Source organism: Algimonas porphyrae, assembly GCF_041429795.1.
Classification (GTDB): Bacteria; Pseudomonadota; Alphaproteobacteria; order Caulobacterales; family Maricaulaceae; genus Litorimonas; species Litorimonas porphyrae.
The window spans coordinates 2,247,007-2,270,012 of sequence record NZ_CP163424.1 but is presented as its reverse complement, the minus strand read 5'-3'; the positions used below and the strand labels follow the sequence as shown (position 1 = coordinate 2,270,012).

The following is a 23,006-nucleotide window of genomic DNA, read 5'->3' as shown; positions in this document are numbered from 1 at the left end:
CTCCTATTTTGTTAGACTATATCAAAATAGAGGCGATCCTTCAAATCACAGTTTGGACAGGACCTAGCTGAACGCGTCGACTGTGACCGAAATGATGTTCCGCGCATGGCGCAGCTTCGACAGTTCCTTATCCAGTTCTGCGGCCTGAATCTGGCGCGATACTTTGACGACCTTGCCGCTGAGATCGACAGCTTTCGTGGTGATCGTCAGCACTTTGACCGTCGTATCGAGCGCGGCATCGGTAATTTTGACCGGGACTGCGCCGACATAATAGACGCCCTTGCCAGTCGCATAGGCGGACTTTCCAGCGAATTTCGTCGTGCCGACAGCCACTTTTCCGACGCCCTTGGTCGTATGGTAGGCGGCCTTGAAGGGCAGGGCGGCGACCGATCCCGTTGTTTTCGCGACCGTCATGCACCCTGTCAGCACTATGGCTCCGGCGACAATTGCCAGCAGATTTCGCATCATCTTCCCCTGTGTTGCGAAACAGATCTACAGGGCGGGCCTGAACCAGAGCTTAATCCCTCAGCGCGCCTCGCGCATCCAGCCCCAGGCCAGGGCGGCGAAGAAGGCGAGGAAAAAGACGAGCGGCGGGGCGAGAGGCCGCCGGTTCGAACGTGTCACTGTATAGGCATCATTGTCCCGCACGCCGATCCAGCTTCCTCCCTGCATCGCGCCTGAAGTCTGAACCCTTATATCGGGCAGGTTTCCGGCGTCGAGTTCGATCGGTCGGGTCGCACCGCCCGTCTGCTCCGATAACGGGGCGAGGCGGTCCATGGTCGGCAGCAGTTCGGAAAATTCGACCGGGTTGAGCATGCCGACCGCAGCGATGGTCGTCAGATCGCCGTGATTGAGGCGGTAGGCGCCGAGTCCGTCGACGGGTGTCGTGCCAGTATAGTAGCCAGGCGCGGTTTCGGTCATGGCAATGCTTTGCGAGCGCCCGTCGGGAAGCGTGATCTGCGCCGTCTCCGGGGCCCGGTCCAGTGTCCGCCGCTCGACCAGCAACTGTCCATTTTCGGCGCGCGCGCTCAGCGTTTCTGCATCCAGATCCGGTTCGCCGAGCAGCCAGTGCGCGGTCCGGCGGAACATCTCGCGATAAGGCCCGCCGCCATCATGACCCTTGGCCCAGAGCCAGGCCTGATCGCTCATGATCATGGCAACGCGGCCATCGGCGACCCGGTCGATGACAAATAGCGGCGTGCCGTCCGGGCCTTCCATCAGCACATTGCCAGACAGCGGATCGTTACCGATCGCCCGGTACCACTGACCCCAGCTCTGGTCCTGACGTCCAGCGAAAGAGCGCGTGATCGGATGCAGACGCCCTTTATCGTTCAATTCGGGGCGGAACGGATCGGTCAGCGTTTCGCCGGTGGGTCGCGTCGGCAAGACGCTGACAAGCGGTGTCAGGAACAGGCTGTCTGCGGACGGGAAGGCGGGTCCTGTCGCCAGCAACAGGGCGCCGCCATCTTCGACATAGCGGGCGATATTGGAGAAAAAGCGCGGCGGGATGGTCGGCTGCGCCAGACCGGAGCGTGTCGGTATGCTGCGACGGCGATACTGATCGAAAATGATCAGGTCGAAATCACCTAGACGTTCTTCGAACAGCTGCCGGCGGGGGAACTGGATCAGCGACAATTCGCGGTCTGCTGCATTGGTGTTCTTGACCCGCGGCTGCGTCAGAATGGTGAACTGAACCAGATCGATAGCTGGGTCGGACTTAAGAAGATTGCGCCAGGCCCGTCCGCCATTATGCGGCTCACCCGTGATCAACAGGACCCGCATCCGGTCACGAATTCCTGATATTTCAGCGATATAGAGGTTGTTGTTCAGGGTCAGCTCCCCGCCATCGGCAGGCACGACGACCATCTCAACCGTGTTGCGTCCGCGCCGTTCGATTTCGAGCGGGATCGAGAGGGTCTGGCCGATTGTGATCGGGAAGCGCGCCTTGGTTTCGCCGTTCAGCTTGACCTCGATGGATGCGCGTTCGCCTTCAAAGCCCGGATCGTCGACACGAAGCTCGAACTCCGCCATCTCGCCGACAACGCCGAATTTCGGCGCAGTCACGGCGGAGATACGGCGGTCCCGCGCCTGCGGATCGCCAATGATGAGGGCGTGAAACGGAATGCCATCGGGTAGCGTATCCGCCGTTGCCTCGGTCACATCATGCGTCTGCCCGTCTGTCAGGGCGATGACGCCGCCGAGCCGCCCAGTAGGGACGGAGGCCAGCGCATCACTCATGGCGCGGGCCAGGCGTGTCCCGTCCGGGTCCGGCGGAACGCCAACCGTGACGATATCGATCGGGCCTTGCGCGCTCAACGCGTCGCGCAGGGCGACTTCGGCGGCATCCGCGACTCCGGCCCGTGTGCCTACCTGCATCGACTCCGACTGATCCTTCAGGATCAGGACAGTGTCTGGCAGGGGGCGACGGTCTTCGCTGACCAGCTGCGGACCGGACAGCGCGAGACCCAGAAACAGCGCGGCCAGCAGGCGCTGAAATCCTGACCCCAGACGCGAATAGTCCGAAAACAGCGCTGCCATCATGGCGAGGCCGATCAGGACAGCAACCCAAAGCCAGGGCAGCAGCGGATCGAACGCGATGGATGAGAGCCAGTTTTCCAGCATGTCAGCGCGGCTCCCGCGCTTGATCGAGCAGGTCCTGAATGCTGTCGAGACTGTCCGTGCCGGAGCCATCACCGGCATTGGCATCGCCCAGACGCCGGATCAGTTCGGCAGCGTGGACCTGGTCGGCCTTATAATTGCCGGACAGGGCATACATGGCGATGTTGACCCCGAAGCGAACCGCCATTTCGCGCTGGCGCGGAATATCATTGGCCAGATCGACCAGCGTGCCCGTCTCGGCATCGATCGCCCATCCTGCGGCCCAGTCGTTCGACCCGATGATGACGGAGCTGACGCCGTCGCGTCCGCCCTGCGTTGCGCCCCCGGCCTCGACATAGACGGGCCCATTGGCCCAGCGCCCGGGAAAGACCTGCAACAGATAGAATGATTTGGTCAGCACATGATCGCTCGGGACGGGTTCGAGACGCCCGATCGTCAAGCCGTCCGTGACGCGCGCCAGCCCCGGATGCGGGGCCCCGGCGCGGAATGAGCGTTCGGCTTCGTCAGCCGTGTCGAGAACCAGTGTCCCGCCTGCCGCAATATAATCGTTCAGGGCGAGACGTTCCGTCTCGGTAGGGGCGGGCGTATCGTTGCGGATGGGCCAGTACAGGAACGGGTACATTTCCAGCCCTTCGCTGCTGGCGCTGACCGCATGCACGCCGACCGGTTCGATCGTGGTCCGCGCCGTCAACTGCGTGCTGAGCGATTCCATGGCGACCTGGCTCATCTCGTCGATGCGGGCGTCCCCCGTTTCTATATAGGCGAGGTGCAGGCCCAAGGCGGCTTCGGCAATGCGGTCATTGGCCGTGGCCGTCTGCGGCGACCCCGTTATCAGGACCATGGCCAGAGCGACCGCCGCGACAGGTGTCAGCCGTCGCAAACGCCCGGACAGGACGGCGGACAGAAGGACATCGAGTGCCAACATCAGGATCGCCAGTCCCAGCAGCCAGCCAGCCAGTGAGCGCGGGTCCTGCCCATCCATGCTGGCCACGCTCAATCCCTGCGTCGGGACGGGTCTCAGGCTCTTGGGGTCCGTCAGGGTTGGGACGGCGCGCTGGCGGGTTCCAGAGCGATAATAGCCTGGAAGCGCACCGCGCAGATCGCTGCCGGATGGATCATCCCAAACGCGGTCCAGCAGGATAATGGGTTGAGGTGGTGCGGGCCGCAATTCCCCGAAAGGGCCGAGCAGCCGGTCCAGCGTCCAATCCCCGCCCTCGCTCGTGACGACGGGACGGCGAGATTTGGCGAGGGGCAGAATACGCTTCAGCATATCTACATAAAGCCCTGAAATTGCAAGGTTTGACCATTCCGGTCCTGCCGTGACGTGAAACAGAATGATCCGGCCTTCGCCGCGGACCGTCGAGGTCACGACAGGTGCGCCGTCCTGAAGCCGCGCCCATGTTCGGGCGTCCGTTTCAGCGCCGGGTCGCGCCATGACCTGCCGCGAAACGGTGACCTCGTCAGGAATGGACAGACCGACAAAGGGGGATTCAGCTGAGAATGGGGCCAGGCTCTGCGGTGTTTCCCACGCTAGAGCGCCGCCGATAGATCGGCCGCCGCTGCGCAGTTCAACCGGAACCAGGGTATCCTGTGCGCCTGCCCCGGCCAGTTGCGGCCCGGCAAAGCGGATCAGAACGCCGCCCGTTTCGACATAATCAGTGATTGCTTGTGCATCCGAGCTCATGCTGTCGGGCATGACGAGGACGGACGGATTAAGCGACAGGACATCATCGACATTGCCGATGAACAGATCGGCGAACGGTTGCAGCGCCTGTTCGGCATAGAATTCCTCGGACAGGAGCGGGCTCGACGTGCCCGACGGCGGCGCCAGAACACCGACGAGCGGTCGCCCGAAACTGTCATCCAGCAATTTGGTCGAGGCCCCGGCCCGCATCCCTGCAATGCGCAGGCGAGTGACGCGCGAGCGGAGCTGTGGTGGCAGGGAGATCGACCCTGTCGCCAGACTATCCGTCGGCCCGAACTGTATTGGGGTGACTGCCAGAACATCGCCGCGCGCGGATAGCGCCTCGATCTGGACGGCACGCGCACCGTGAGCGCTAAACCAGTCCGTCTCGAATCCATCGGCGGTTTCACGGACATCGCCCGGGACGATGACAGTGGCGCTCGGCTCCGGTCTGACGATCGTGGCATTGCGCGCCCGCAGATCGTCGAGCATAGCCACGTCATCACCGAAACTCACGCCGGACGACAGAAAGATTGTCGCTCTGTCTGCGGGCAGGTCCGACAGGTCCGGAACGGCTTGCACGAGCTTCGGCGTGGCTGACCTGAGCTGCTGCAGGGCTTCCGAGGCGGGAATGGGGTCGAATGCTGGATCGTCGCCTAGAACCAGAATGACATCGCGATTGGCTCGCTGGGCTTCACGCAGACGGCGACGGGCTTCATCGGTGATGGCGTCCCACACAGGGGCTGCGGCAGGTCCGTCGTCTATGATCAGGCTGAGCGCGCTGGACGTGTCGGCCTCGTCGCGCTGAAACAGCGGCAGGCTGAGGGCGAAAACGGCGAGCGCGGCCATGAACAGGCGGTAAATCAGAAGCCATAGCGGGGTCGCATTGGGGGTTTCCTCCTCCGTCTCGACCCCTTTGAGAATGGCCAGAGGCGGGAACAGGCGGCGCTTGGGTGCCGGCGGGCTGATCTTCAGGATCCACCAGACCAGCGGCAAGGCCAGCAGGCCCAGCAGCGTCAGCGGTGCCAGAAGGGTCAGCGAGCCCATCAGCTCGATCTCTCAAACGCCTGATAGAGCGCGGTCAGGGTCGGACCCGGTGGTTGATCGGTGCGGTGCCGGATCAAGGTGAACCCCAGCTGCCGGGCAGTGACTGTCAGCCGTTCGCTGTGCGCCTCGAACTTCCGACGGTAATCCTCACGTGCTCGTTCTGCCCGCCCCAGCAGATAAGGGGACATCCAGCCGCCGGGTGTTGCAAATTCGATACGACCCTTGAACGGAAAGCTCTCCTCCGCCGGGTCGATAATATGCAGAATGATGCCGGATGCGGGCCGTGCGGCCAAGGCGGCCAGCCGTTGCGGCCAGCCGTCCGGGTCTGTCAGAAAGTCACTCGCCAGAAGCAATTTGGCATGGGCCGGGAGCTTGCCGTTTAGGCGATCCTGCGCGCCTTCGGACAGCGCCAGTCGCTGAGCCAGACGTTCATAACCGACCCGGCCCGAGCGGGGCCGTTCGCTCTCGCCCAATATGGCGATCCGTTCCCCGGCGCGAGTCAGCAGGCTGGCAATGGCGAGGGTGAGCACGCTGGCCCGGTCCTTCTTGGTCGGCAGGGATTTTGACGAGCGCCAGTCCATGCCCGGTCCGCCGTCCCGCCAGATATAGAGCGAGTTGGCCGCTTCCCATTCCGTGTCACGGACGAAGACGGCGTCACTGCGAGCCGAGCGGCGCCAATCGATGCGGTTGGCGGAGTCGGAGGGGTCGTAGGGCCGGTATTGCCAAAATGTCTCGCCCTGTCCGGCGCGGCGACGCCCATGCACTCCGGCAGCGACCAGAGCCGCCACGCGATCCGCTTCGGCCAGCAGTGCCGGATAACCGGCAGCCAGCGCGTCCGCATCCTGTCTGAGTGTCTGAGCGGTGGTCTGGACCGGCATGCAGGGCTCCTAGCGGATGTGCGCCTTGAGCTGGTCGATCGTGGCATCGATGGTTGCGCCTTCAGCACGGGCCGCGAAGCTCAGCGCCATGCGGTGACGCAGAACGGGTCCGGCAAGTGCAATGACATCATCGACCGATGGAGCCACCCGGCCCTCGATCAGTGCCTTGGCCCGGGTTGCGAGCATCAGCGCTTGTCCGGCCCGCGGGCCGGGGCCCCAGGCGACAGTCTTGCGAATGGAGTCGATCTCGGACTGATCCGGGCGGGCATTGCGAACCAGCGACAGAATGGCGTTCAGCACGCTGTCGCCGACGGGCAGCTTGCGAACCAGCGTCTGCATGTCCACCAGGGACTTGGCCGTCATCGCCTTTTTCGCCGTCGGCAAAGTCGCGCCAGTCGTCGATATCAGAATGTCACGCTCGGTCGCCAGTTCCGGAAAGCCGACATCGATCTGAAACAGAAAGCGATCAAGCTGCGCTTCGGGCAGGGGGTAGGTTCCTTCCTGTTCGATCGGGTTCTGTGTCGCGAGAACATGAAAAGGTTTTGGAAGCGCGTGGGGTTTACCCGCGATCGTGACCGATCTCTCCTGCATGGCCTGCAATAGAGCCGACTGGGTGCGCGGGCTGGCACGGTTGATCTCGTCAGCCATGAGCAACTGGGTGAACACCGGGCCCTTGATGAAGCGGAAGACGCGTTTGCCGTCTTCGTCCTGATCCAGCACTTCGGACCCGAGAATATCGGCCGGCATCAGGTCGGGTGTAAACTGGATCCGCGCATCTTTCAGTCCCAGCACTGTGCCCAGCGTTTCGACCAGCAGCGTCTTGGCGAGGCCCGGCACGCCGACCAGCAAAGCATGTCCGCCGGAGAGAATGGCAGCGAGCGAAAGATTGACGACATGGTCCTGGCCATAGACGACTTCGCCAATATGGCTGCGGGCCTTGGCCAGCATCTCCACAGCGACCTCTGCGGCTTTTTCCGTGGCGGGATCAACTTTCGTGTCGAGCATTTGGCCCATAAGATGCGTCCAATATTGAGTCTGTGCGTAGAGTAACCACATAGGGACTAGCGAGGCGGGTGCCGCCGGGAAAGGGTCATGACCATCGAAAACACGTTAAATGGCGGTAAGCCCGGATCACATGCCAGTGATAATCCTGATAATGCTGATCCAAGTGCAGGGTTTTCTCTTCAGGATCTGATGGACGCACTGGCCGATACGTCTGATGGTGAGCGGCCTGTCGAGCAGTGGAACCCCGACTATTGCGGCGAGATGGATCTGGTCATCAAGGCGGACGGGTCATGGTGGCATGAAGGATCGCGCATCACCCGCAAGGGTCTGATCGCACTGTTTGCCTCGGTCTTGCGGAAAGATGCGGATGGGCGCACCTATCTTGTCACCCCGGTCGAGAAGTTGGGCGTTCAGGTCGAACGTGCCCCTTTCATGGCAATTCGGGTCGATGCCAAGGGCGAGGGGACCGAGCAACGCCTGTTCTTCCTGACCAATCTGGACGAAACGGTCGAAGCCGGACCAGACCATCCGATCCGGGTCGAGACTGATCCGGACACGATGGAACCTGACCCTTACGTTCTGGTGCGCGGACGGCTGGAAGCCGCGATCAACCGGTCGGTCTTTTACGAGCTGGTCAATCTGGCGGTCGAACATGACGGCGCGCTGGGCGTCTGGGCTGGCGGGCACTTCTTTCCGCTGGGCCCGGAAGGGGCGCATTCAGTCTAGATGGACGCGGACGAGCAAAGACTGCGGCGCGCATTCCTACCTGTCATCATTGCGGACGGATCGGACGCGATCACCCGCGAGACGCAGCGAGTTGCGGCTGTACTGCTGCCCTTCGTCAAGCGTCCGTCCGGCTGGCATCTGATCTATACGCAGCGGCCCGAAACCATGCCCAACCATGCGGGGCAGATCAGTTTCCCGGGCGGGAAAGCGGAAGTCGGCGAGACCGTTCTGGAAGCCGCGCTGAGGGAAACGGAGGAGGAAATCGGGCTAGGCGCCGAGGCGATCGAGATTATCGGGCGCCTGCCATCATTCGATGCCGCCGGACATTTTCGCGTGACGCCCTTTGCCGGAATCGTCGACCCGGATGCGGTTATGACCATCGATGCGCACGAGGTTGCGGAGGTTTTCGAAGTGCCGCTTCATTTCCTGATGGACCCGTCCAACCATATTGCCAAACAGGTTACCTTTGAGGAGCGATCGATCACGGTCTATTACATGCCTTATGCGGGCGATGACGGGGTTGTGCGCAATATCTGGGGTATGACGGCAGGTATGACCCGTCGGGTTTGGAAGCGCGCTTTCCATGATGCCGATGCCGATGTCACATAAACCGGCTCGGGGCTTGCCGCCTTCACAGGCGACACTATGAGCGGGGCCATGTCACAGCCAACTCGATCATTGTCCTTCCTGCGTGACCTGGGTGCCAACGCGGTCATGGCGGCGCTGCCTGAAGGCTCGACGCGCTATGTCGGCGGCTGCGTTCGCAACGCCCTCTGGGGCGTCGCAGTGTCCGACATCGACATGGCGACGCAGATGGAGCCAAACGCCGTCGCCGAGGCGCTGAAATCGGCCCGGATCAAAACCGTCCCGACCGGGATCGCGCATGGTACGCTGACGGCTGTCGTTGGTGGAAAACCTTATGAAATCACAACATTACGCCGCGATGTGGAGACGGATGGTCGCCGCGCCGTGATTGCCTATACGCAGGATTGGGCCGAGGATGCGCAACGCCGCGACTTCACCGTCAATGCGCTCTACGCCTCGGCTGACGGGGAGATATTCGACCCGACCGGACAGGGACTCGACGATATTGCCGCGCGGCGCTTCCGGTTCGTCGGTGAAGCGCAGGACCGCGTCCAGGAAGACTATCTGCGCATCTTGCGCCTGTTCCGTTTCATGGCCTGGTACGGACAGGATGCCAAAATTGCAAAGGCGGCCCTGACGGCGTGTCGGGACAATCGCGGCGGCCTGAAAACCCTGTCGGCCGAGCGGGTCTGGTCCGAACTGAAGAAACTGCTTTCGGCACCCAATCCCGTGCGGTCCGTGCGGATCATGCTGCAGCAGGAGCTGCTCGACACAGTCCTGCCCGAAGCCAGCAATGTCGACGGTCTGGACCGCCTCGTCGCCCTGGAAGCGCGCGAACAGATTGCACCTGATCCTCTCTTGCGGCTGATGGCGATGATGGGGCGGGAACCGCTACCCGCGACCTTGCTTGCCAAGCGAATGAAAATGTCGAACCGTGAATCCGGGCGACTCAAGGCGTGGGCGTCGGATTCGGAAAGCCTGTCTTGCGATATGGCTGAACGGGCCCGGATGCAGGCTATTTACCGCGCCGGTCAGCAAGTCATACTGGACCGGGCGAGATTGCGGGCGGCAGGGGCGCGCGATCCGATCGAATCCTCGCACTGGATGACGCTGGCTGATCTGGCGCTGGGCTGGACCCCGCCGACATTCCCTATACGCGGGGCCGACCTGATGAAGGCGGGGGTTCCGAAGGGGCCGGAACTGGGAAAAGCGCTGAGCGCGCTTGAGGCGCTGTGGATCCGCTCCGGTTTTTCGACGGAGAAGCCCCAACTCCTCGCAGCGCTCAAACTTCTTGGATACTGATTGGTGAGATATTGACATGTCGCTGCGGCTTTTCATCGGAAACTATAATTACTCCAGCTGGTCGCTGCGGCCCTGGCTGATCCTGCGCAAGATGGAGGTGCCGTTCACGACCGAAATGGTCGATCTGGACGTGCCGGGCTTTAAGCAACGTCTGCTCGAGATCAGTCCGGCAGGCACCGTGCCCGTGCTGGATGTCAATGGCGAGCGAATTCCCGACAGTCTCGCCATTGCGGAATTCTGCGCCAAGATGGTGCCAAATCTCTGGCCCAAGGACGAAGCGGACAAGTCGGAAGCGCGCCGGGTCACGCAGATGATGCATGAAGGGTTCGAAGCGCTACGCCGGGAAGCGCCGATGAATCTGAAACGCCGCACGGATGGGCCAATGCCCAAATCCTGTCTGAAAGATGCCGCCTTCATCGTCGACATGTGGGATGACCTACTCTCGCGCCATGACGGGCCCTATCTGTTCAATGACTGGTCGATCGCAGATGCCTTCTACACGCCCGTTGCAACCCGTTTCGAAAGCTATGGCTTGCCGCGCACGCGCCGGTCTGACACCTATATTTCAGAACTGATGAGCGACGAACATTTCCAGGAATGGGAAGCGCTTGCGTTTGCGGAAGACCATGTCCTGCCCGAAACGGATGCTGTGAATGCCTGATCAAAGACTCGAGATGATCGATCTGAAATCCATCATCCGGACGGTTCCAGATTTTCCCAAGCCGGGCATTCAGTACCGCGACATCACGACCCTTCTTGCCGATCCGGCGGCGTTGAAAGCCGCCGTTGAACAACTGGCCGCCCCTTACCGCGATACGGGTGTGACGGCGGTGGCGGGCATCGATGCCCGCGGCTTCATCTTCGGCACGGCTGTCGCGATCGAACTTGGCGTCGGTTTCATCCCGGTCCGCAAAGCAGGCAAGCTGCCCTTCGACACGCTGGAGCAGGATTACGCTCTCGAATACGGCACAGACACACTGCAGATCCATGCCGACGCTGCCAGCGAAGACGATACGGTCCTGCTCGTGGACGATCTGATCGCGACAGGTGGAACGGCTGAGGCGGCGATTTCGCTGCTTAAGCGGACCGGCTGCAATCTCGTCGGTGCCGCATTCCTCGTGGACTTGCCGGATCTAGGCGGGGCCGACCGAGTTCGCTCGCAAGATGTCCCGGTGAAAACACTCGTGGCATTTGAGGGGGAGTAAACCCTTAACTACGCTCATCCCGATTTTTTCGGTGTGAGCGGGGTGTGCCATCAAACGTTGAATTTGAACAGCATCACGTCGCCGTCCTTGACGATGTATTCCTTGCCTTCCTGGCGGACCTTTCCCGCTTCTTTCGCGCCCTGTTCGCCGCCATGCGCAATGTAGTCGTCATAGGCGGTCGTTTCGGCGCGGATGAAGCCTTTTTCGAAATCGCCATGAATGACCCCGGCGCAGCGCGGGGCTGTCCAGCCATCGCGGAAGGTCCATGCCCTGGCCTCCTTAGGGCCTGCCGTGAAATAGGTCTGTAGTCCTAGCAGATTATAACCGGCGCGGATCAGGCGGTTCAAACCGGGCTCTTCCAGTCCGATCGCGTCGAGATATTCCGCCTGTTCCTCGTCTTCGAGCACGGCCATTTCGGATTCGATCTGAGCGGAGATGATCACAGCCTGGCTGCCTTCGGCTTCGGCGTGGGCGACGACTTTGTCGGAATAGGCGTTACCCGTCGCAGCGCTGTCTTCATCGACATTGGCGACATACAAGACGGGTTTGGTCGTCAGCAGTTGCAGCATCCGCCAGGCTTTCCGGTCGTCATCGTCGATCTCGACCGTCCGGGCGGGTTGACCCTGTTCAAGAACGGCGATGGCCGTTTCGATCAGGCGCATGGTCTGCTCGGCATCCTTGTCACGCTGCTTCAGCTTTTTCTCCAGGCCCGGCTTGCGCTTTTCGAGGCTTTCAAGGTCGGCCAGCATCAGCTCTGTTTCGATGGTCTCGTAATCGGCCATCGGGTCGATCCGACCTTCGACATGGGTGATGTCCTCATCCTCAAAACAGCGCAGCACATAGATGATGGCGTCGGTCTCGCGGATATTGGCGAGGAACTGATTGCCCATGCCTTCTCCCTTGGATGCACCCTTTACGAGACCTGCAATATCGACGAAATTCATCCGCGCCGGAATGATCGAGGCCGAGCCGGCGATCTTCGCGATCTTGAACAGGCGCGGTTCCGGCACGGCGACATCGCCGACATTCGGCTCGATCGTGCAGAACGGGTAATTGGCGGCCTGCGCATTCGCTGTTTTTGTCAAAGCATTGAAAAGCGTGGACTTACCGACATTGGGAAGCCCGACGATGCCGCATTTGAAACCCATAGGACAAAACCTTTTGAACTCCCCTCTCTCTTGAGAGAGAGGGTCCGGCGAAGCCGGGGGTGAGGGTGTGCCGACGTGGGATGGGGAGTACCCTCATCCGGCTCGGCCACCTTCTCCCTCAAGGGAGAAGGGAATTATTTGACAATATATTCCGCGACGCGTGTCTGAAACAGTTCCGGATCGTCCTTGGCGAGATGGTTGGCATAGCGGGCGATCCCGTTGCAGAGATCGTCGCGCATATCGATTTCATCCTTGGCGAAGCCGGACAGGACATAGCCCGACACACGGTCCTTGTGACCCGGATGGCCAATGCCGAGGCGGATACGCTGAAAGTCAGGTCCACCGCACATCTGGTTGATCGATTTCAACCCGTTGTGCCCAGCCAGACCGCCACCCATTTTCACGCGGACCTTGCCGGGGGCGAGATCGAGCTCGTCATGAAAGACGCTCACACGGTCGAGCGGGATCTTGTAGAAGGCCATGGCCTTCTGCACCGCAACGCCCGATTTGTTCATGAATGTGGTCGGTTTGAGGATCAGAATTTTCTGACCCTCAATCGTACCTGTCCGCACCAGGCCGGAAAACTTGGCTTGAGCGGCACTGAAACCATGGTCGTCGGCAATTGCGTCGACGACCATGAATCCGATATTGTGACGATCGAGCGCGTGTTTCGCACCCGGATTGCCAAGGCCGACCCAGAGCTGCCCAATCGTGGACATGTCTTCAGGCTCTCTGCGAGAAAAGAGCCAGCGAAGCACTAGGCTTCGCCGTCACCATCCGTATCGATCTGAGGGTTCTGCTCGATGGCTGGAACCTCGTCAGCATCGACATCTTCCTCGGCATCTTCTTCGACTGCGGCGCGCGATGCGACGACAGTTGCAATCGTGAAGTCCCGATCCGTGATGGTCGGCTTCGCACCTTTGGGCATGTCGATGTCGGAAATGTTCAGCGTGTCGCCGATTTCCATCTTGGACACATCGGCCTCGAAGTGATCCGGAATATCACCGGCAGGGCAGGTGACTTCGATGCTGTAGCGCACGACGTTCAGCGTTCCGCCTTCTTTCAGGCCCGGAGAGTTTTCTTCGCCGACGAAGTTCACAGTGACTTCCACGTCGATCAGCGTCTTGTTCGTCACGCGGTAGAAATCGACATGCTGCGGGAAATCCGTGACAGGGTGAAATTGGACGTCCTTGGTGAAGACTTTCTGCTTTTTGCCCTCATGCGACAATTCGATCATGGAGCCGAGGAAGTCCCCGGTATTCATGGCTTTCAGCACTTCATTCATCTTCACGGCTACGGCCACGGCGTCTTCGTCGCCGCCATAGATCACACCTGGTACCATACCATTGCGTCGCGCTTCGCGCGCCGCGCCTGTGCCCGTGTCATCACGGACAGTCACATCAAGAACAACACTCATCGGAATACTCCTACTTACTGTGTTCGGGTTAAAGTAAAAGCCGCCCTGATCCTCTGAAATGGGATGGACGGCTCGTTCGCGCGCGCCTTTAGGGTACTGTCCGAAAGGATGCAAGCGGTGGCGTCAGGCGTATGGGGCAGACGCTTTGAGGCTACCAGGGTGCTAAATCCCATCTTATCAGCAATATGGCCGACAGAATGGCCGCGAGACCTGTCAGCGGGAGGCCAATCAGCGTGCGCCACCGGAGCGGACGCTGGGACTTAGTTGTCAACGCAACAGCGATCGTGACAAAGCCAAGCAAACCGCCGAGCATTGCGAAGATAGATCCAAGCTTGGCTGGCGGTGCAAAGCCAGCAAGCAAGCTGATCTCGGATATCTCCATAGCTGCTGCGGCGCCCGCGCCAATCAGGCTAACGCCTAGCAAGGACGAAAACGCGCTCGAAAAGCCAAGGACCCGTGTCCGGGCGGGGCCAGGGTTAGGCAAATATGTGCTGGTTCCGGCAAAGCGACGGGCGATAACGCCGAAAGCAATCGCGATCAGGGCGGCCAGCAGTGTGAATATCAGTGTCCCGGCATAAATGGCTGGCGCAATCAGAGACTTCTCGTCCTCAATTGCCATACCGGCGAGCTTCAATGTGGCGCGGGACTGCAGATAAGTGACGAATTTAGGCGGTTCCGGACCCTTTTCAAGGCAACTGGCGTCGAGCGCGGAAAGGTCTTGAACTGGATTGTCAAAGAAATCAGTCATGACCTGAGTCCCGCATTCGGACATGGACCGTGTCGGTCCATGTCCGGCGTAAGGCACAATGATGAGGCGACCATTGGTGAAACCGGGGGCGATGCGTTCGGCGAGGGGAGGCGGCGTGATTGGATCCCACTCGCCATTGACAATCAGCGTCGGTATAGATGTTTGAATGAGCTGGTAGTCAGACCGGTCTCGGGGGGCGAGACCCGCATCGATACAGGCATTGGCGGCGGCAAGGCTACCCTCGACTGTAAACACGCCGCCCGCGAAGCGCGGATTTTCGGCTAAATCCTCGGCGGCTATATCGGCTTGCGCCGCTGTGTAACCATCAAGGCAGCGAATGGCTGCGCCCATGGCTTCGGAATAGTCGGGCAAGCCATCCTGTCCGGCTCCGGCAAGCCCTTTCATGACCTCCGGGTCCTGGGTTTCGAGTATGTCGATCAGGGCTGTCATGACGGCTGGGATGGCCGGATGTTCGTCCTGCTCATACATCATCTGGAACGGCGCGAACGCGACGATTGCGGCAGGAAGAACCATGCTGCCGGACGGGAATACTTCCTCGTCCATCGCCGGGATCGCTAATGGCGTGTCCATCAGCCTGTCGAAAACGGCCGACATGCGTGTTTCCAGATCGTTGCAGGTTCGCGCTTGTTGACGTTCGCATTCCTCGAATATCAGACCGAAATCGCGGTCGATCCAGCGGTGCAGCCGCATCAGATCACCGAGATCATTCGGTACAATGGCATCAAGGACGAGGGCGCGAATGCCTTCCGGGTCAACATTGACCAGCATTTGACCCAGGTGGCTTCCATAGCTGATACCCCAGACATTCCATGTCTCAAGTCCGAGGGCGCGACGCAGAGCGCGGACATCCCGGGCATTCTCGACCGTATTATAACCGCGCAGGTCGATGCCGCGCGCTGTCGCGGCTTCGAAACAATCCAGCATGCGCTGGGCATCTTCACGTTCGCTTTCTTCCGTCGTGGTCGACAGAACCAGCTCTCGCCGGGTCTGGCTGTAAAATGGGCAGAGCTCCTCTGACGCGCCAATGCCGCGCTGATTGAGGATGTAGAGATCGCGCGTCTCTGTCATCTCATGGTCGAGGAAGCGCTCGACATAAACGGAAATACCAACGCCGGGACCGCCTGTCAGATATGCGACCGGGTCTTCACGCACGACGATCTCGTCTTCATTATCGGCCGACCCATCTTCATCATCCGCATCTTCCAGACGCCCTTCGGCGAGAATCTGAGCAAAGGCGATCCGGATCATGCGGCTGTCCGGGACTTCACGGTTTTCGGGAACAGTGATGAAGCCGCACTTCACGCGACCCGGTTCGTAATCCACCCTATCTTTGAAGGGACAAACGACGCTGGTTACGTCGCTCATCGGGTCGTTAAGCGTGAACGGCGTAATCTGTGTGATGTCAGCGTCAACCGTGACCAAGGTTTCGATGCGGTCCGCATCCTGTGCCAGTGCAACTGTCGGCAGGCCAAACGCGAGGGCCAGGACGCTCTTGGCGATCAATCGGTTGAAAAAGCCCATCTTATCATCTTTCTCATATTCGGCACAGGGTTCCGACTTCGCATATGCCGTTTCAGGCTTGCGGGTATCAAACGCGTGCCTGAACAGAGCCGACGTTACCCGAACAGCTTTGATACGCTCTCATCATTGGCGATGCGCCGGATCGCTTCGCCGAGCAGGCGTGCTGATGACAACTCGCGGATCTTCTTGCAGTCCTTCACCGCCTGCGGCTGGCCGATCGTGTCGAGAATCACGACCTCTTTCAGCACGGACCCCGTGATCCGCTCCACCGCCGGGCCGGACAGCACACCGTGGGTGATATAGGCCGAAACGGACTTGGCCCCCTGATCCATCAGGGCGGAGGCGGCGTTGACGATGGTGCCGCCGCTATCAATGATGTCGTCATAAAGGATGCAGTCGCGGCCTTCAATCTCGCCGATAATGTTCATCACTTCGGATTCACCTGCCTTGGGACGGCGCTTGTCGACAATGGCGATATCGGCATCGAATTTCTTGGCAATGGACCGCGTCCGGACGACGCCGCCAGTATCCGGTGACACGAACAGCAATCCGTCCCGTTCCTTGACGCTATACTGGTCCTTGATGTCGTCGACGAAGACAGGCTGTCCGAACAGATTGTCGGTCGGAATGTCGAAAAAGCCCTGGATCTGCCCGGCATGCAGGTCGACCGTCAGAACGCGGTCGGCTCCGGCCTTGCTAATCAGATTGGCGACCAGCTTGGCGGAAATCGGGGTGCGACCGCCCGTCTTGCGGTCCTGACGGGCGTATCCGAAATAGGGGACGACCGCGGTGATACGCTGCGCGGACGCGCGCACCAGCGCGTCGATCAGGATCAGCAGCTCCATCAGGTGGTCATTGGCCGGGGCGGACGTAGGCTGAATCAGGAAAATGTCCTCGCCGCGGACATTTTCGTTGATCCGCGCGAAAATCTCCTGATCGCGAAAGCGTTCAATATCGATATCCGTCAGGGGGACATCCAGAACATCGGCAATGCCGCCGGCCAGCGACATGTTAGCAGTACCGCTAATCAGTTTCATGGTGTGATCCCTCGCGCGTGATCCCTCGACGCTGCGTGGCCTCTAGCGCTCCGAAGGCGCGCGCGCAATTCAGTCTGGAAGCATTATTGCGGATATGTTGCGGCCATAGCCATCAATGCCTTGATGCGTATTCCGCCGGTAGGAGAAATAACGGCTCGCGTCGGCATAGGTGCACTGGCCCGTCCAGGCTGCGCTTGCGACCCCGCAATCATGCAGGCGGGACAGAATGAACCCCGGCAAATCGAAATGGGGGCGGCCTGACGGACCGTCCTCGAAGAAGCGGTCATACAGTTCGCTGACCGCATGGAATGTGTCGCGAAAGTCTGCGCCGACTTCGTAATGGCCTGGCCCGATACAGGGGCCCAGCACGGCGTTGATCGAAGTGGGAGACGCACCGACTTCGCACATGGCGGCAACAGTGCTTTCAACGATGCCGGACAGCGCCCCGCGCCAGCCCGCATGACAGGCCGCGATCACGCCCGCGTCCAAGTCACAGAACAGCACGGGACCGCAATCTGCTGAAAGGGCGGAGAGAGCCAGTCCTGGCGTCCGTGTCACGACCCCGTCCGCTTCGGGGCGTTCCGCCGGGGCGGTGTCGATGATGATGACGTCGGGCGAATGGACCTGTCGCAGGCTGACGAGGTGATCCGCGCCGAGCGCTTTGCGGACATTATCGCGGTTCTGCTGCACGGCGGACGGCGCATCGTCGGACCCCAAGCCGCAATTCAAGCTGTTATAGACGCCTGTTGAGACACCGCCTTTGCGGCCGAAAAATCCATGTGGCATTGGCAAGGATGGATGCGTGACAACAGGCGGGCTCATGTGAAACCCAGCGGGTCTGGCAGTCCGGGGGCGCTCAGGCAGACCGCCTTGAACAGGGATCCCATCTCCTCATCATCGGTCAGCCGATGCAGCTGGCGCAGCAATTTCGGGCGGGCGTCTTCATGGCCGCGCAGCAGGGCGACAGCGCGCAGCTCGATACCCAGCCGGGATAGCAATGCGCGCTGGGTGACGGGGCCATGGGCTTGAAGGTCTGCTGCGTCCGCCAAAGCCTTCAATCCCGAAAAGTCGACGCGCGCGGTCAAATCCGTATCGCCGGGCGCACTGAAAACGCCGACCTTTTCATGTCGTTTCAGAGCCTGCAACGTATCGCCATACTCGGTCGTTTCCGGGCCGTAATCGATAAATAGCGCCCGACCCGGCGTTTCAGTGAACCGCGCGGCCAAATGATCCACAATCTGCGCGGACGCCGGACAGATTTCAAGGAGATCGCCATCGACAGCGGTGGGATGGGTGCCGGGAAAGCTGTTCGTGACGCTCTCAGGGGCGCTCTGTCCGTCCGTTTCGAACCGCAACTGGCCATCCTGAACGCCAATGCGTCGTTCGCTCCAGTTCTGCTGTGTATAGACAAATTGCCGGATTGGCAGGCAGTCTAGAAATTCATTGCCGATAATGAGGCAGGGCGCGTCGTCGACGGCTTCGAGCCGATCCGTCCAGCTGACGGTCACGCCGCGATCGGCGAGACTTCGTGCCTGCACCGCCTGCAAGGCAGCGGATGCTTCGACAAGCGTGACCTGTACGGCCTTGCGGCAGGCGGGCTCCAGCGCGACAGCCTTGAGCATGTCGGACATCATCACGCCGCGTCCGGGTCCCAGTTCGACAAGGTTGAACCGTTTTGGACGGCCCAGATCCTGCCAGCTCTGCACTATCCAGAGACCGAGACATTCACCGAACATCTGACTGATCTCCGGCGCCGTGATGAAGTCGCCATCACTGCCAAGCGGATCGCGCGTTGGATAATAGCCATCGACAGGGTCGAGCAGGCACAGCGTCATATATTCAGCGACGTTGATCGGGCCTGTATCCGCGATCTGGGCCTTGATACGGGCAGACAGAGGCGTCGCCCCTTGCCGATCAGCCATTGTCCGCCGTGGCCTCTTCGCTCGCCGGTTCCGATTTGGCGACATAGTGCGGCGACACCGCCTGACGACGGCTCGCCCAGAGGATCACGATCAGCCCCACAATGACCATGGGCAGACTATAAGCCATGCCACGCGTCAGCATGCCAAATTGCGGGATGGGATCGGGTGTGCGGACGAATTCGACCATGAAGCGAAAAACACCGTAACCGGCAACGCCGGCGCCCGTAATCAGCCCGGGTTTGGAAAGCGCGCCGCGTTTGGTCATGAACCGCAGGATCAGCCACAGGATCAGACCTTCCAGGAAGGCTTCATAAAGCTGGCTGGGATGACGTGGCAGGCTATCGGGCGCATTCGGAAAGATCACACCCCACGGCATATCCGTCGGATGGCCATAAAGCTCCTGATTGACGAAATTGGTTACGCGGACCAGCCCCAGCCCGATCGGCGCGCCGACCCAGGCCAGGTCGGCAAACCGCATATAGGATGTGTTCTTGCGCCAGGCCGCATAGCCCACTGCCGCACAGACGCCGAGGAATCCGCCATGAAAACTCATGCCACCGCCGCGAATACCCAGAATGATCTGCAGCGGGTCGGTCCACAGCATATCCGTATCGTAGAAAAGCACATAGCCGAGCCGTCCGCCGGCCAGTATGCCAATGAAGGCATAGAACATCAGGTCGCCGAGATCGTCGCGCGTCGGAACGATCTGCGGTCCGCGTGTCGGGCCTGAAGGAACCCAGTAGCGGGTCGTTTCTGCTACGCGCGCCGCATAAAGATAGGCGAGAACCAAGCCGACAACATAGGCGATGCCATACCATTCGATACTGATCGGGCCGATGCTGAAGGCCGTGCTATCCAGCCAGCTCGGAAAGATGATCGCATTGATGAGGGTCGCCTGCCATACCATGCGCCGCCTGTAGCCCAGCCGCCAGACGGTTGAAAGCCGCAACTGGCAAGGTGCTGTCATCCTTCCTAAATAGGGAGGGACGAACAAGGAGACCCCCATGCAATCGCGTAACAAGCCCCTCGCCGATATTTCCAATCTGGTCGCCAATGCCGTCGGTGCCGCAAAAGGCGTCGGCGACGAAATCAAGGCAATGAGTCGCTCTCAGGCCGAGAAATTCATCGCCGATATGGATCTGGTCACACGGGACGAATTCGATGTGCTGAAACTGCGTCTGGACGCCGCCTTGGCGGAAATCGAGACGCTCAAGGCCACTCAGCCAGCCCCGCGCCGCAAGCCGGCGACGCAAGCCAAGGCGACCGCGGGAACCAAGGCAAATACAGCCCGCAAGACGACAAAAGCGACGAAATCTGATAAGGGGTAGCTCCATCAGGAGGTATCTATGCAAAACTCATTCGCGCTTATCGCTCTCTCCGGTCTAATGCTCACGTGGCTTGCAGCCTGTGCCACGACCGACCGCCCGACGCGGTCCGAGACACTCGCCCAACTCAGGGATGATCCGCGCACGGGCGAGGAGGTGGACCGCATATGCTTCACGCGGGGTATCGACAGCTTCAAGGAAGAGAGCCGTTACTCCGTTGTACTGCGCCGCGGCGTGAGTGACGAATATCTGGTCGTAACGCGGTCCTGTCCGGATCTGGAACGCGCGCAAAGTCTGGCCGTGAATGGATCAGGGAGCTGTCTGCGACGGCAGGATTCGATTCGTGTCTTTACCAGCGCTTTCGGCCCTTCGGCAGGCGATACGCCCGGTTTCAACCGATGTCTCATCGACCGCATCTATCGCTGGGATGGGGATGCCATGGACGAAAAAACAATGGACGAAGACGCGACGGACGATGTGTCTGATATAGAGGGCGACGGCTGATACCGCTCTACAGACATGATAAAAGCCCGCTCCGAGTGATCGAAGCGGGCTTTATTTTTGGGTGAACGCGGCGTTTAGGCCGTCTTGATGTCCGGGATGCGCAGGACCTGACCGGGATAGATCTTGTCGGGGTCTGAGAGCATCGGCTTGTTGGCTTCGAAAATCTCGGGGTACAGCTTCCATGTGCCGTAATAGGTCTTTGAAATTGCAGACAGTGTATCGCCGGATTCAACCGTGTGGAAGCGTGAGGCGCGTCCAACCATGCGGGTCGACGCTTCGTCCTTGACGCCGCCGACACCTTCGACATTGCCCACGGCCAGAATGATCTTTTCCTTCATTTCCTGGCTGACGGCTTCGCCCTTGACGGTGACGACACCGTCATCATCGACATGGATATCAACCCCGTCCGTATCGAGATCATAGCTCTCGACTTCCTTCTTGAGTTTATCTTTCGCGTCGTCGCCGCCGAAAATCTTGCCGAGGCCGCGACCGGCCGCTTTGACGAATGGGATCATGCCGAACATGAAGGTCTCCTTGATGGTTTTAGGTGTTGATAAGCATTGCAACGCGTGCCGCCAAGGATGTTTCCGTGAAATAAGGATGTTTCCGTCAAATCGCAGACCGCTGACCGTCATCCTGCCGATGATCCCTCAATTCAGCCACGAGCTGCCGATGATCCCTCAATTCAGCCATTGACGCACATAAGTGTTGGCGAAGGGCAGGGGGTTCGCTAAGGCCGCGTTCACTAGCGGCTAGGCATATAGCCGACCGAATCTTCCAAGGGATCGAACCCAATGGCCTATCTTATCCAAGCCGGCGTCAGCATTTTCGGACTTTTCTACATGGATCCGGCCCTGCTGGCTTTCGGCATGATCTTCACCGTCTTCGCGGTCCTGAACCTGATCGATAAGAAGCGGATCGACTAAGAGGTCTGACGCGCCGTGGCGCTGCTGCTTCCCATTCTGCTGCTCATTCTGGGTCTGGTCATCCTCGTGGTGGCCGGTGACGTGCTTGTGCGCGGCGCGGCTGCGCTTGCCCGTCACTGGGGCGTTCCGGCTCTGATCGTCGGTCTGACGATCGTCGCCTTCGGGACATCCGCGCCTGAATTGGTGGTCAGCGTGAATGCGGTGCTCGATGGTGTCGGGCAGATGGCGGCGGGCAATGTCGTCGGGTCCAATATCGCCAACATTCTGTTGGCGCTCGGTCTGCCGGCGCTCATCATGGCGATCCCGACCAATATGAGCGGTGTCGCCCGCAACACAACCGTCTGCGTGGTCGCGACGCTGATCTTCGTCATCCTCGCTTTCATCGGCAATCCGCTTATATTCTGGCAGGGCGCGATCCTGTTTGCCGGGATCGTCATCTATCTCAGCTGGATGTTCGTACTGGCCCGGGCCGGTGTCGACGAGACAATCCTCGAAGAAATGGCCGAGATCGAGGAAGGCCGTGGTGGTCTGCCCAAATCGGTCTGGCTCGACTGCGTCTATGTCGTTGCCGGCCTGATCGGCCTGTTCCTCGGCGGCGAAATGATCGTCAATAATGCGGTCATTCTGGCGGGCGGGCTCGGCATTTCGGAAACCATCATTGGCCTGACAATCGTGGCGATCGGCACTTCTCTTCCGGAAATCACAACGGTAATCGTGGCTTCGCTGCGCGGTCATTCCGAAGTGGCGCTCGGCAATGTGTTGGGGTCTAACGTCTTCAATCTGTTTGCCGTGATGGGGGCTGCGGCGATGACGGGTCCGGTTCTGGTCGAACCCGGCCTGTTCGCCTTCGACTTCTGGGTCATGCTGGCGGCGACGTTCGCGTTGCTGATCTTCGTGATGTCGCGACGTCCGATCGGACGCAAGACCGGTTTGATCTTCGTGGTCGCCTATATTCTCTACATGCTCGCGATCCTGCGCGGGGTCATGTAAGGGCACGGCCATGCTCTTTGAGATCGAGAAAGACTTTCAGTTCGAAGCCGCGCATTATTTCGTTCACGACGACGCGAATGATCTGTTCAAGCGTGTCCATGGGCATAGCTTTCGCGGCACCGTGACCGTTCGCGGCAATGCGCAGGACGAAAAGGGCTGGGTCCGTGATCTGTGGAAGATCGAGCAGATCGTAAAGGATGTCGTTTCGCCTCTGGATCACGCCTTGCTGAACGATGTTGAGGGGCTGGAGCAACCCGCGCTGGAACAGATCGCCGCCTGGATATTCGAACGGCTTGGCCCGAAGCTGCCCGGCTTGCATTGCGTCGAAGTCGGCCGACCCAGTTGCGGCGAGCGCGCCCGGATCGTCGCCCCATGAGCGACGCAGCATGAGCATTG

General features: G+C 60.3%; 24 protein-coding genes. 10 read left to right on the top strand and 14 right to left on the bottom strand.

The annotated features are described in order from the left end of the window. Positions 1–63: 63 nt before the first annotated feature. Genes AB6B39_RS11050 through AB6B39_RS11030 form a run of 5 tightly spaced genes read right to left on the bottom strand, consistent with a single transcriptional unit; the run spans position 64 to position 7,242 of the window. On the bottom strand, positions 64–468 hold the full coding sequence (locus AB6B39_RS11050) for a hypothetical protein (protein WP_284370404.1): 405 nt from the start codon (positions 466–468) through the stop codon (positions 64–66). Between the two features lie 57 nt (positions 469–525). Next, the gene (locus AB6B39_RS11045; protein ID WP_371398575.1) at positions 526–2,622 is read right to left on the bottom strand and encodes a hypothetical protein; all 2,097 of its coding nucleotides are present in this window, start codon (positions 2,620–2,622) and stop codon (positions 526–528) included. A 1-nt stretch (position 2,623) separates the two neighbouring features. Beyond that, positions 2,624–5,350 carry a DUF4159 domain-containing protein gene (locus AB6B39_RS11040; protein WP_284370405.1) on the bottom strand — a complete coding sequence of 909 codons (2,727 nt, stop codon included), beginning with the start codon at positions 5,348–5,350 and terminating at the stop codon, positions 2,624–2,626. Continuing rightward, complete coding sequence (locus AB6B39_RS11035) at positions 5,350–6,228, bottom strand: DUF58 domain-containing protein (protein WP_284370407.1); 879 nt, start codon at positions 6,226–6,228, stop codon at positions 5,350–5,352. Before AB6B39_RS11035 ends, AB6B39_RS11040 begins: the two co-directional genes overlap by 1 nt. A gap of 9 nt (positions 6,229–6,237) precedes the next feature. After that, the gene (locus AB6B39_RS11030) at positions 6,238–7,242 is read right to left on the bottom strand and encodes an AAA family ATPase (protein WP_284370409.1); all 1,005 of its coding nucleotides are present in this window, start codon (positions 7,240–7,242) and stop codon (positions 6,238–6,240) included. A gap of 180 nt (positions 7,243–7,422) precedes the next feature. Between AB6B39_RS11030 and AB6B39_RS11025 the strand changes: the two genes are divergently transcribed. Genes AB6B39_RS11025 through AB6B39_RS11005 form a run of 5 tightly spaced genes read left to right on the top strand, consistent with a single transcriptional unit; the run spans position 7,423 to position 11,051 of the window. After that, positions 7,423–7,959: a DUF1285 domain-containing protein gene (locus AB6B39_RS11025; RefSeq protein ID WP_371398764.1), complete on the top strand. Its 537-nt coding sequence runs from the start codon at positions 7,423–7,425 to the stop codon at positions 7,957–7,959. Beyond that, positions 7,960–8,568 carry an NUDIX hydrolase gene (locus AB6B39_RS11020; protein ID WP_284370413.1) on the top strand — a complete coding sequence of 203 codons (609 nt, stop codon included), beginning with the start codon at positions 7,960–7,962 and terminating at the stop codon, positions 8,566–8,568. It begins immediately after the preceding gene. 48 nt (positions 8,569–8,616) lie between these two features. Beyond that, positions 8,617–9,846: a CCA tRNA nucleotidyltransferase gene (locus AB6B39_RS11015; RefSeq protein ID WP_284370415.1), complete on the top strand. Its 1,230-nt coding sequence runs from the start codon at positions 8,617–8,619 to the stop codon at positions 9,844–9,846. Positions 9,847–9,862: 16 nt separating this feature from the next. Beyond that, positions 9,863–10,507, top strand: a complete 645-nt coding sequence (locus AB6B39_RS11010; protein ID WP_284370417.1) for a glutathione S-transferase — start codon at positions 9,863–9,865, stop codon at positions 10,505–10,507. After that, complete coding sequence (locus AB6B39_RS11005; protein WP_284370419.1) at positions 10,500–11,051, top strand: adenine phosphoribosyltransferase; 552 nt, start codon at positions 10,500–10,502, stop codon at positions 11,049–11,051. Before AB6B39_RS11010 ends, AB6B39_RS11005 begins: the two co-directional genes overlap by 8 nt. A gap of 50 nt (positions 11,052–11,101) precedes the next feature. Here the strand turns inward: AB6B39_RS11005 and ychF are convergent, their stop codons facing one another. From ychF to lgt, 8 genes are all read right to left on the bottom strand, one after another. Then, positions 11,102–12,199 (bottom strand): redox-regulated ATPase YchF, encoded by a 1,098-nt coding sequence (gene ychF / locus AB6B39_RS11000; RefSeq protein ID WP_284370421.1) that lies wholly within the window; start codon positions 12,197–12,199, stop codon positions 11,102–11,104. Positions 12,200–12,333: 134 nt separating this feature from the next. Continuing rightward, positions 12,334–12,918: an aminoacyl-tRNA hydrolase gene (gene pth / locus AB6B39_RS10995; protein WP_284370423.1), complete on the bottom strand. Its 585-nt coding sequence runs from the start codon at positions 12,916–12,918 to the stop codon at positions 12,334–12,336. 38 nt (positions 12,919–12,956) lie between these two features. Beyond that, positions 12,957–13,616, bottom strand: a complete 660-nt coding sequence (locus AB6B39_RS10990; RefSeq protein WP_284370425.1) for a 50S ribosomal protein L25/general stress protein Ctc — start codon at positions 13,614–13,616, stop codon at positions 12,957–12,959. A 151-nt stretch (positions 13,617–13,767) separates the two neighbouring features. Then, positions 13,768–15,906, bottom strand: a complete 2,139-nt coding sequence (locus tag AB6B39_RS10985) for an alpha/beta fold hydrolase (RefSeq protein WP_284370427.1) — start codon at positions 15,904–15,906, stop codon at positions 13,768–13,770. A 95-nt stretch (positions 15,907–16,001) separates the two neighbouring features. Then, positions 16,002–16,943: a ribose-phosphate pyrophosphokinase gene (locus AB6B39_RS10980; protein WP_284370429.1), complete on the bottom strand. Its 942-nt coding sequence runs from the start codon at positions 16,941–16,943 to the stop codon at positions 16,002–16,004. A gap of 69 nt (positions 16,944–17,012) precedes the next feature. Then, positions 17,013–17,729 (bottom strand): peptidoglycan editing factor PgeF, encoded by a 717-nt coding sequence (gene pgeF, locus AB6B39_RS10975; RefSeq protein ID WP_371398574.1) that lies wholly within the window; start codon positions 17,727–17,729, stop codon positions 17,013–17,015. 32 nt (positions 17,730–17,761) lie between these two features. Further along, the gene (locus AB6B39_RS10970; protein ID WP_284370433.1) at positions 17,762–18,865 is read right to left on the bottom strand and encodes a class I SAM-dependent methyltransferase; all 1,104 of its coding nucleotides are present in this window, start codon (positions 18,863–18,865) and stop codon (positions 17,762–17,764) included. Further along, positions 18,858–19,832: a prolipoprotein diacylglyceryl transferase gene (lgt, locus tag AB6B39_RS10965; protein WP_284370436.1), complete on the bottom strand. Its 975-nt coding sequence runs from the start codon at positions 19,830–19,832 to the stop codon at positions 18,858–18,860. The genes AB6B39_RS10970 and lgt overlap by 8 nt, the downstream gene beginning before the upstream one ends. Before the next feature lie 37 nt (positions 19,833–19,869). Between lgt and AB6B39_RS10960 the strand changes: the two genes are divergently transcribed. Next, positions 19,870–20,193: an accessory factor UbiK family protein gene (locus AB6B39_RS10960; protein WP_284370438.1), complete on the top strand. Its 324-nt coding sequence runs from the start codon at positions 19,870–19,872 to the stop codon at positions 20,191–20,193. Between the two features lie 18 nt (positions 20,194–20,211). Then, on the top strand, positions 20,212–20,694 hold the full coding sequence (locus tag AB6B39_RS10955) for a DUF6491 family protein (RefSeq protein ID WP_284370440.1): 483 nt from the start codon (positions 20,212–20,214) through the stop codon (positions 20,692–20,694). A gap of 74 nt (positions 20,695–20,768) precedes the next feature. On the opposite strand, the gene lysM is transcribed toward AB6B39_RS10955, so the two are convergent. Then, entirely contained in the window at positions 20,769–21,218 is a 450-nt protein-coding gene (lysM, locus tag AB6B39_RS10950) for a peptidoglycan-binding protein LysM (protein ID WP_284370442.1), read from the bottom strand. Positions 21,219–21,488: 270 nt separating this feature from the next. Here lysM and AB6B39_RS10945 point away from each other — a divergent pair, with 270 nt between their 5' ends. The 3 genes from AB6B39_RS10945 to AB6B39_RS10935 are packed head-to-tail and all read left to right on the top strand — an operon-like array spanning position 21,489 to position 22,986. Continuing rightward, positions 21,489–21,620 carry a hypothetical protein gene (locus AB6B39_RS10945; RefSeq protein ID WP_284370444.1) on the top strand — a complete coding sequence of 44 codons (132 nt, stop codon included), beginning with the start codon at positions 21,489–21,491 and terminating at the stop codon, positions 21,618–21,620. A 15-nt stretch (positions 21,621–21,635) separates the two neighbouring features. Beyond that, positions 21,636–22,610, top strand: a complete 975-nt coding sequence (locus tag AB6B39_RS10940) for a calcium/sodium antiporter (protein WP_284370446.1) — start codon at positions 21,636–21,638, stop codon at positions 22,608–22,610. A 10-nt stretch (positions 22,611–22,620) separates the two neighbouring features. After that, positions 22,621–22,986 (top strand): 6-pyruvoyl trahydropterin synthase family protein, encoded by a 366-nt coding sequence (locus tag AB6B39_RS10935; RefSeq protein ID WP_284370448.1) that lies wholly within the window; start codon positions 22,621–22,623, stop codon positions 22,984–22,986. Positions 22,987–23,006: the final 20 nt, after the last annotated feature.

Bases quoted from the DNA above. Each gene is read 5' to 3' on its own strand.
- AB6B39_RS11050 (WP_284370404.1), bottom strand. From the start codon at position 468: ATGATGCGAAATCTGCTGGCAATTGTCGCCGGAGCCATAGTGCTGACA.
- AB6B39_RS11045 (WP_371398575.1), bottom strand. From the start codon at position 2,622: ATGCTGGAAAACTGGCTCTCATCCATCGCGTTCGATCCGCTGCTGCCC.
- AB6B39_RS11040 (WP_284370405.1), bottom strand. From the start codon at position 5,350: ATGGGCTCGCTGACCCTTCTGGCACCGCTGACGCTGCTGGGCCTGCTG.
- AB6B39_RS11035 (WP_284370407.1), bottom strand. From the start codon at position 6,228: ATGCCGGTCCAGACCACCGCTCAGACACTCAGACAGGATGCGGACGCG.
- AB6B39_RS11030 (WP_284370409.1), bottom strand. From the start codon at position 7,242: ATGGGCCAAATGCTCGACACGAAAGTTGATCCCGCCACGGAAAAAGCC.
- AB6B39_RS11025 (WP_371398764.1), top strand. From the start codon at position 7,423: ATGGACGCACTGGCCGATACGTCTGATGGTGAGCGGCCTGTCGAGCAG.
- AB6B39_RS11020 (WP_284370413.1), top strand. From the start codon at position 7,960: ATGGACGCGGACGAGCAAAGACTGCGGCGCGCATTCCTACCTGTCATC.
- AB6B39_RS11015 (WP_284370415.1), top strand. From the start codon at position 8,617: ATGTCACAGCCAACTCGATCATTGTCCTTCCTGCGTGACCTGGGTGCC.
- AB6B39_RS11010 (WP_284370417.1), top strand. From the start codon at position 9,863: ATGTCGCTGCGGCTTTTCATCGGAAACTATAATTACTCCAGCTGGTCG.
- AB6B39_RS11005 (WP_284370419.1), top strand. From the start codon at position 10,500: ATGCCTGATCAAAGACTCGAGATGATCGATCTGAAATCCATCATCCGG.
- ychF (WP_284370421.1), bottom strand. From the start codon at position 12,199: ATGGGTTTCAAATGCGGCATCGTCGGGCTTCCCAATGTCGGTAAGTCC.
- pth (WP_284370423.1), bottom strand. From the start codon at position 12,918: ATGTCCACGATTGGGCAGCTCTGGGTCGGCCTTGGCAATCCGGGTGCG.
- AB6B39_RS10990 (WP_284370425.1), bottom strand. From the start codon at position 13,616: ATGAGTGTTGTTCTTGATGTGACTGTCCGTGATGACACGGGCACAGGC.
- AB6B39_RS10985 (WP_284370427.1), bottom strand. From the start codon at position 15,906: ATGGGCTTTTTCAACCGATTGATCGCCAAGAGCGTCCTGGCCCTCGCG.
- AB6B39_RS10980 (WP_284370429.1), bottom strand. From the start codon at position 16,943: ATGAAACTGATTAGCGGTACTGCTAACATGTCGCTGGCCGGCGGCATT.
- pgeF (WP_371398574.1), bottom strand. From the start codon at position 17,729: ATGCCACATGGATTTTTCGGCCGCAAAGGCGGTGTCTCAACAGGCGTC.
- AB6B39_RS10970 (WP_284370433.1), bottom strand. From the start codon at position 18,865: ATGGCTGATCGGCAAGGGGCGACGCCTCTGTCTGCCCGTATCAAGGCC.
- lgt (WP_284370436.1), bottom strand. From the start codon at position 19,832: ATGACAGCACCTTGCCAGTTGCGGCTTTCAACCGTCTGGCGGCTGGGC.
- AB6B39_RS10960 (WP_284370438.1), top strand. From the start codon at position 19,870: ATGCAATCGCGTAACAAGCCCCTCGCCGATATTTCCAATCTGGTCGCC.
- AB6B39_RS10955 (WP_284370440.1), top strand. From the start codon at position 20,212: ATGCAAAACTCATTCGCGCTTATCGCTCTCTCCGGTCTAATGCTCACG.
- lysM (WP_284370442.1), bottom strand. From the start codon at position 21,218: ATGTTCGGCATGATCCCATTCGTCAAAGCGGCCGGTCGCGGCCTCGGC.
- AB6B39_RS10945 (WP_284370444.1), top strand. From the start codon at position 21,489: ATGGCCTATCTTATCCAAGCCGGCGTCAGCATTTTCGGACTTTTCTAC.
- AB6B39_RS10935 (WP_284370448.1), top strand. From the start codon at position 22,621: ATGCTCTTTGAGATCGAGAAAGACTTTCAGTTCGAAGCCGCGCATTAT.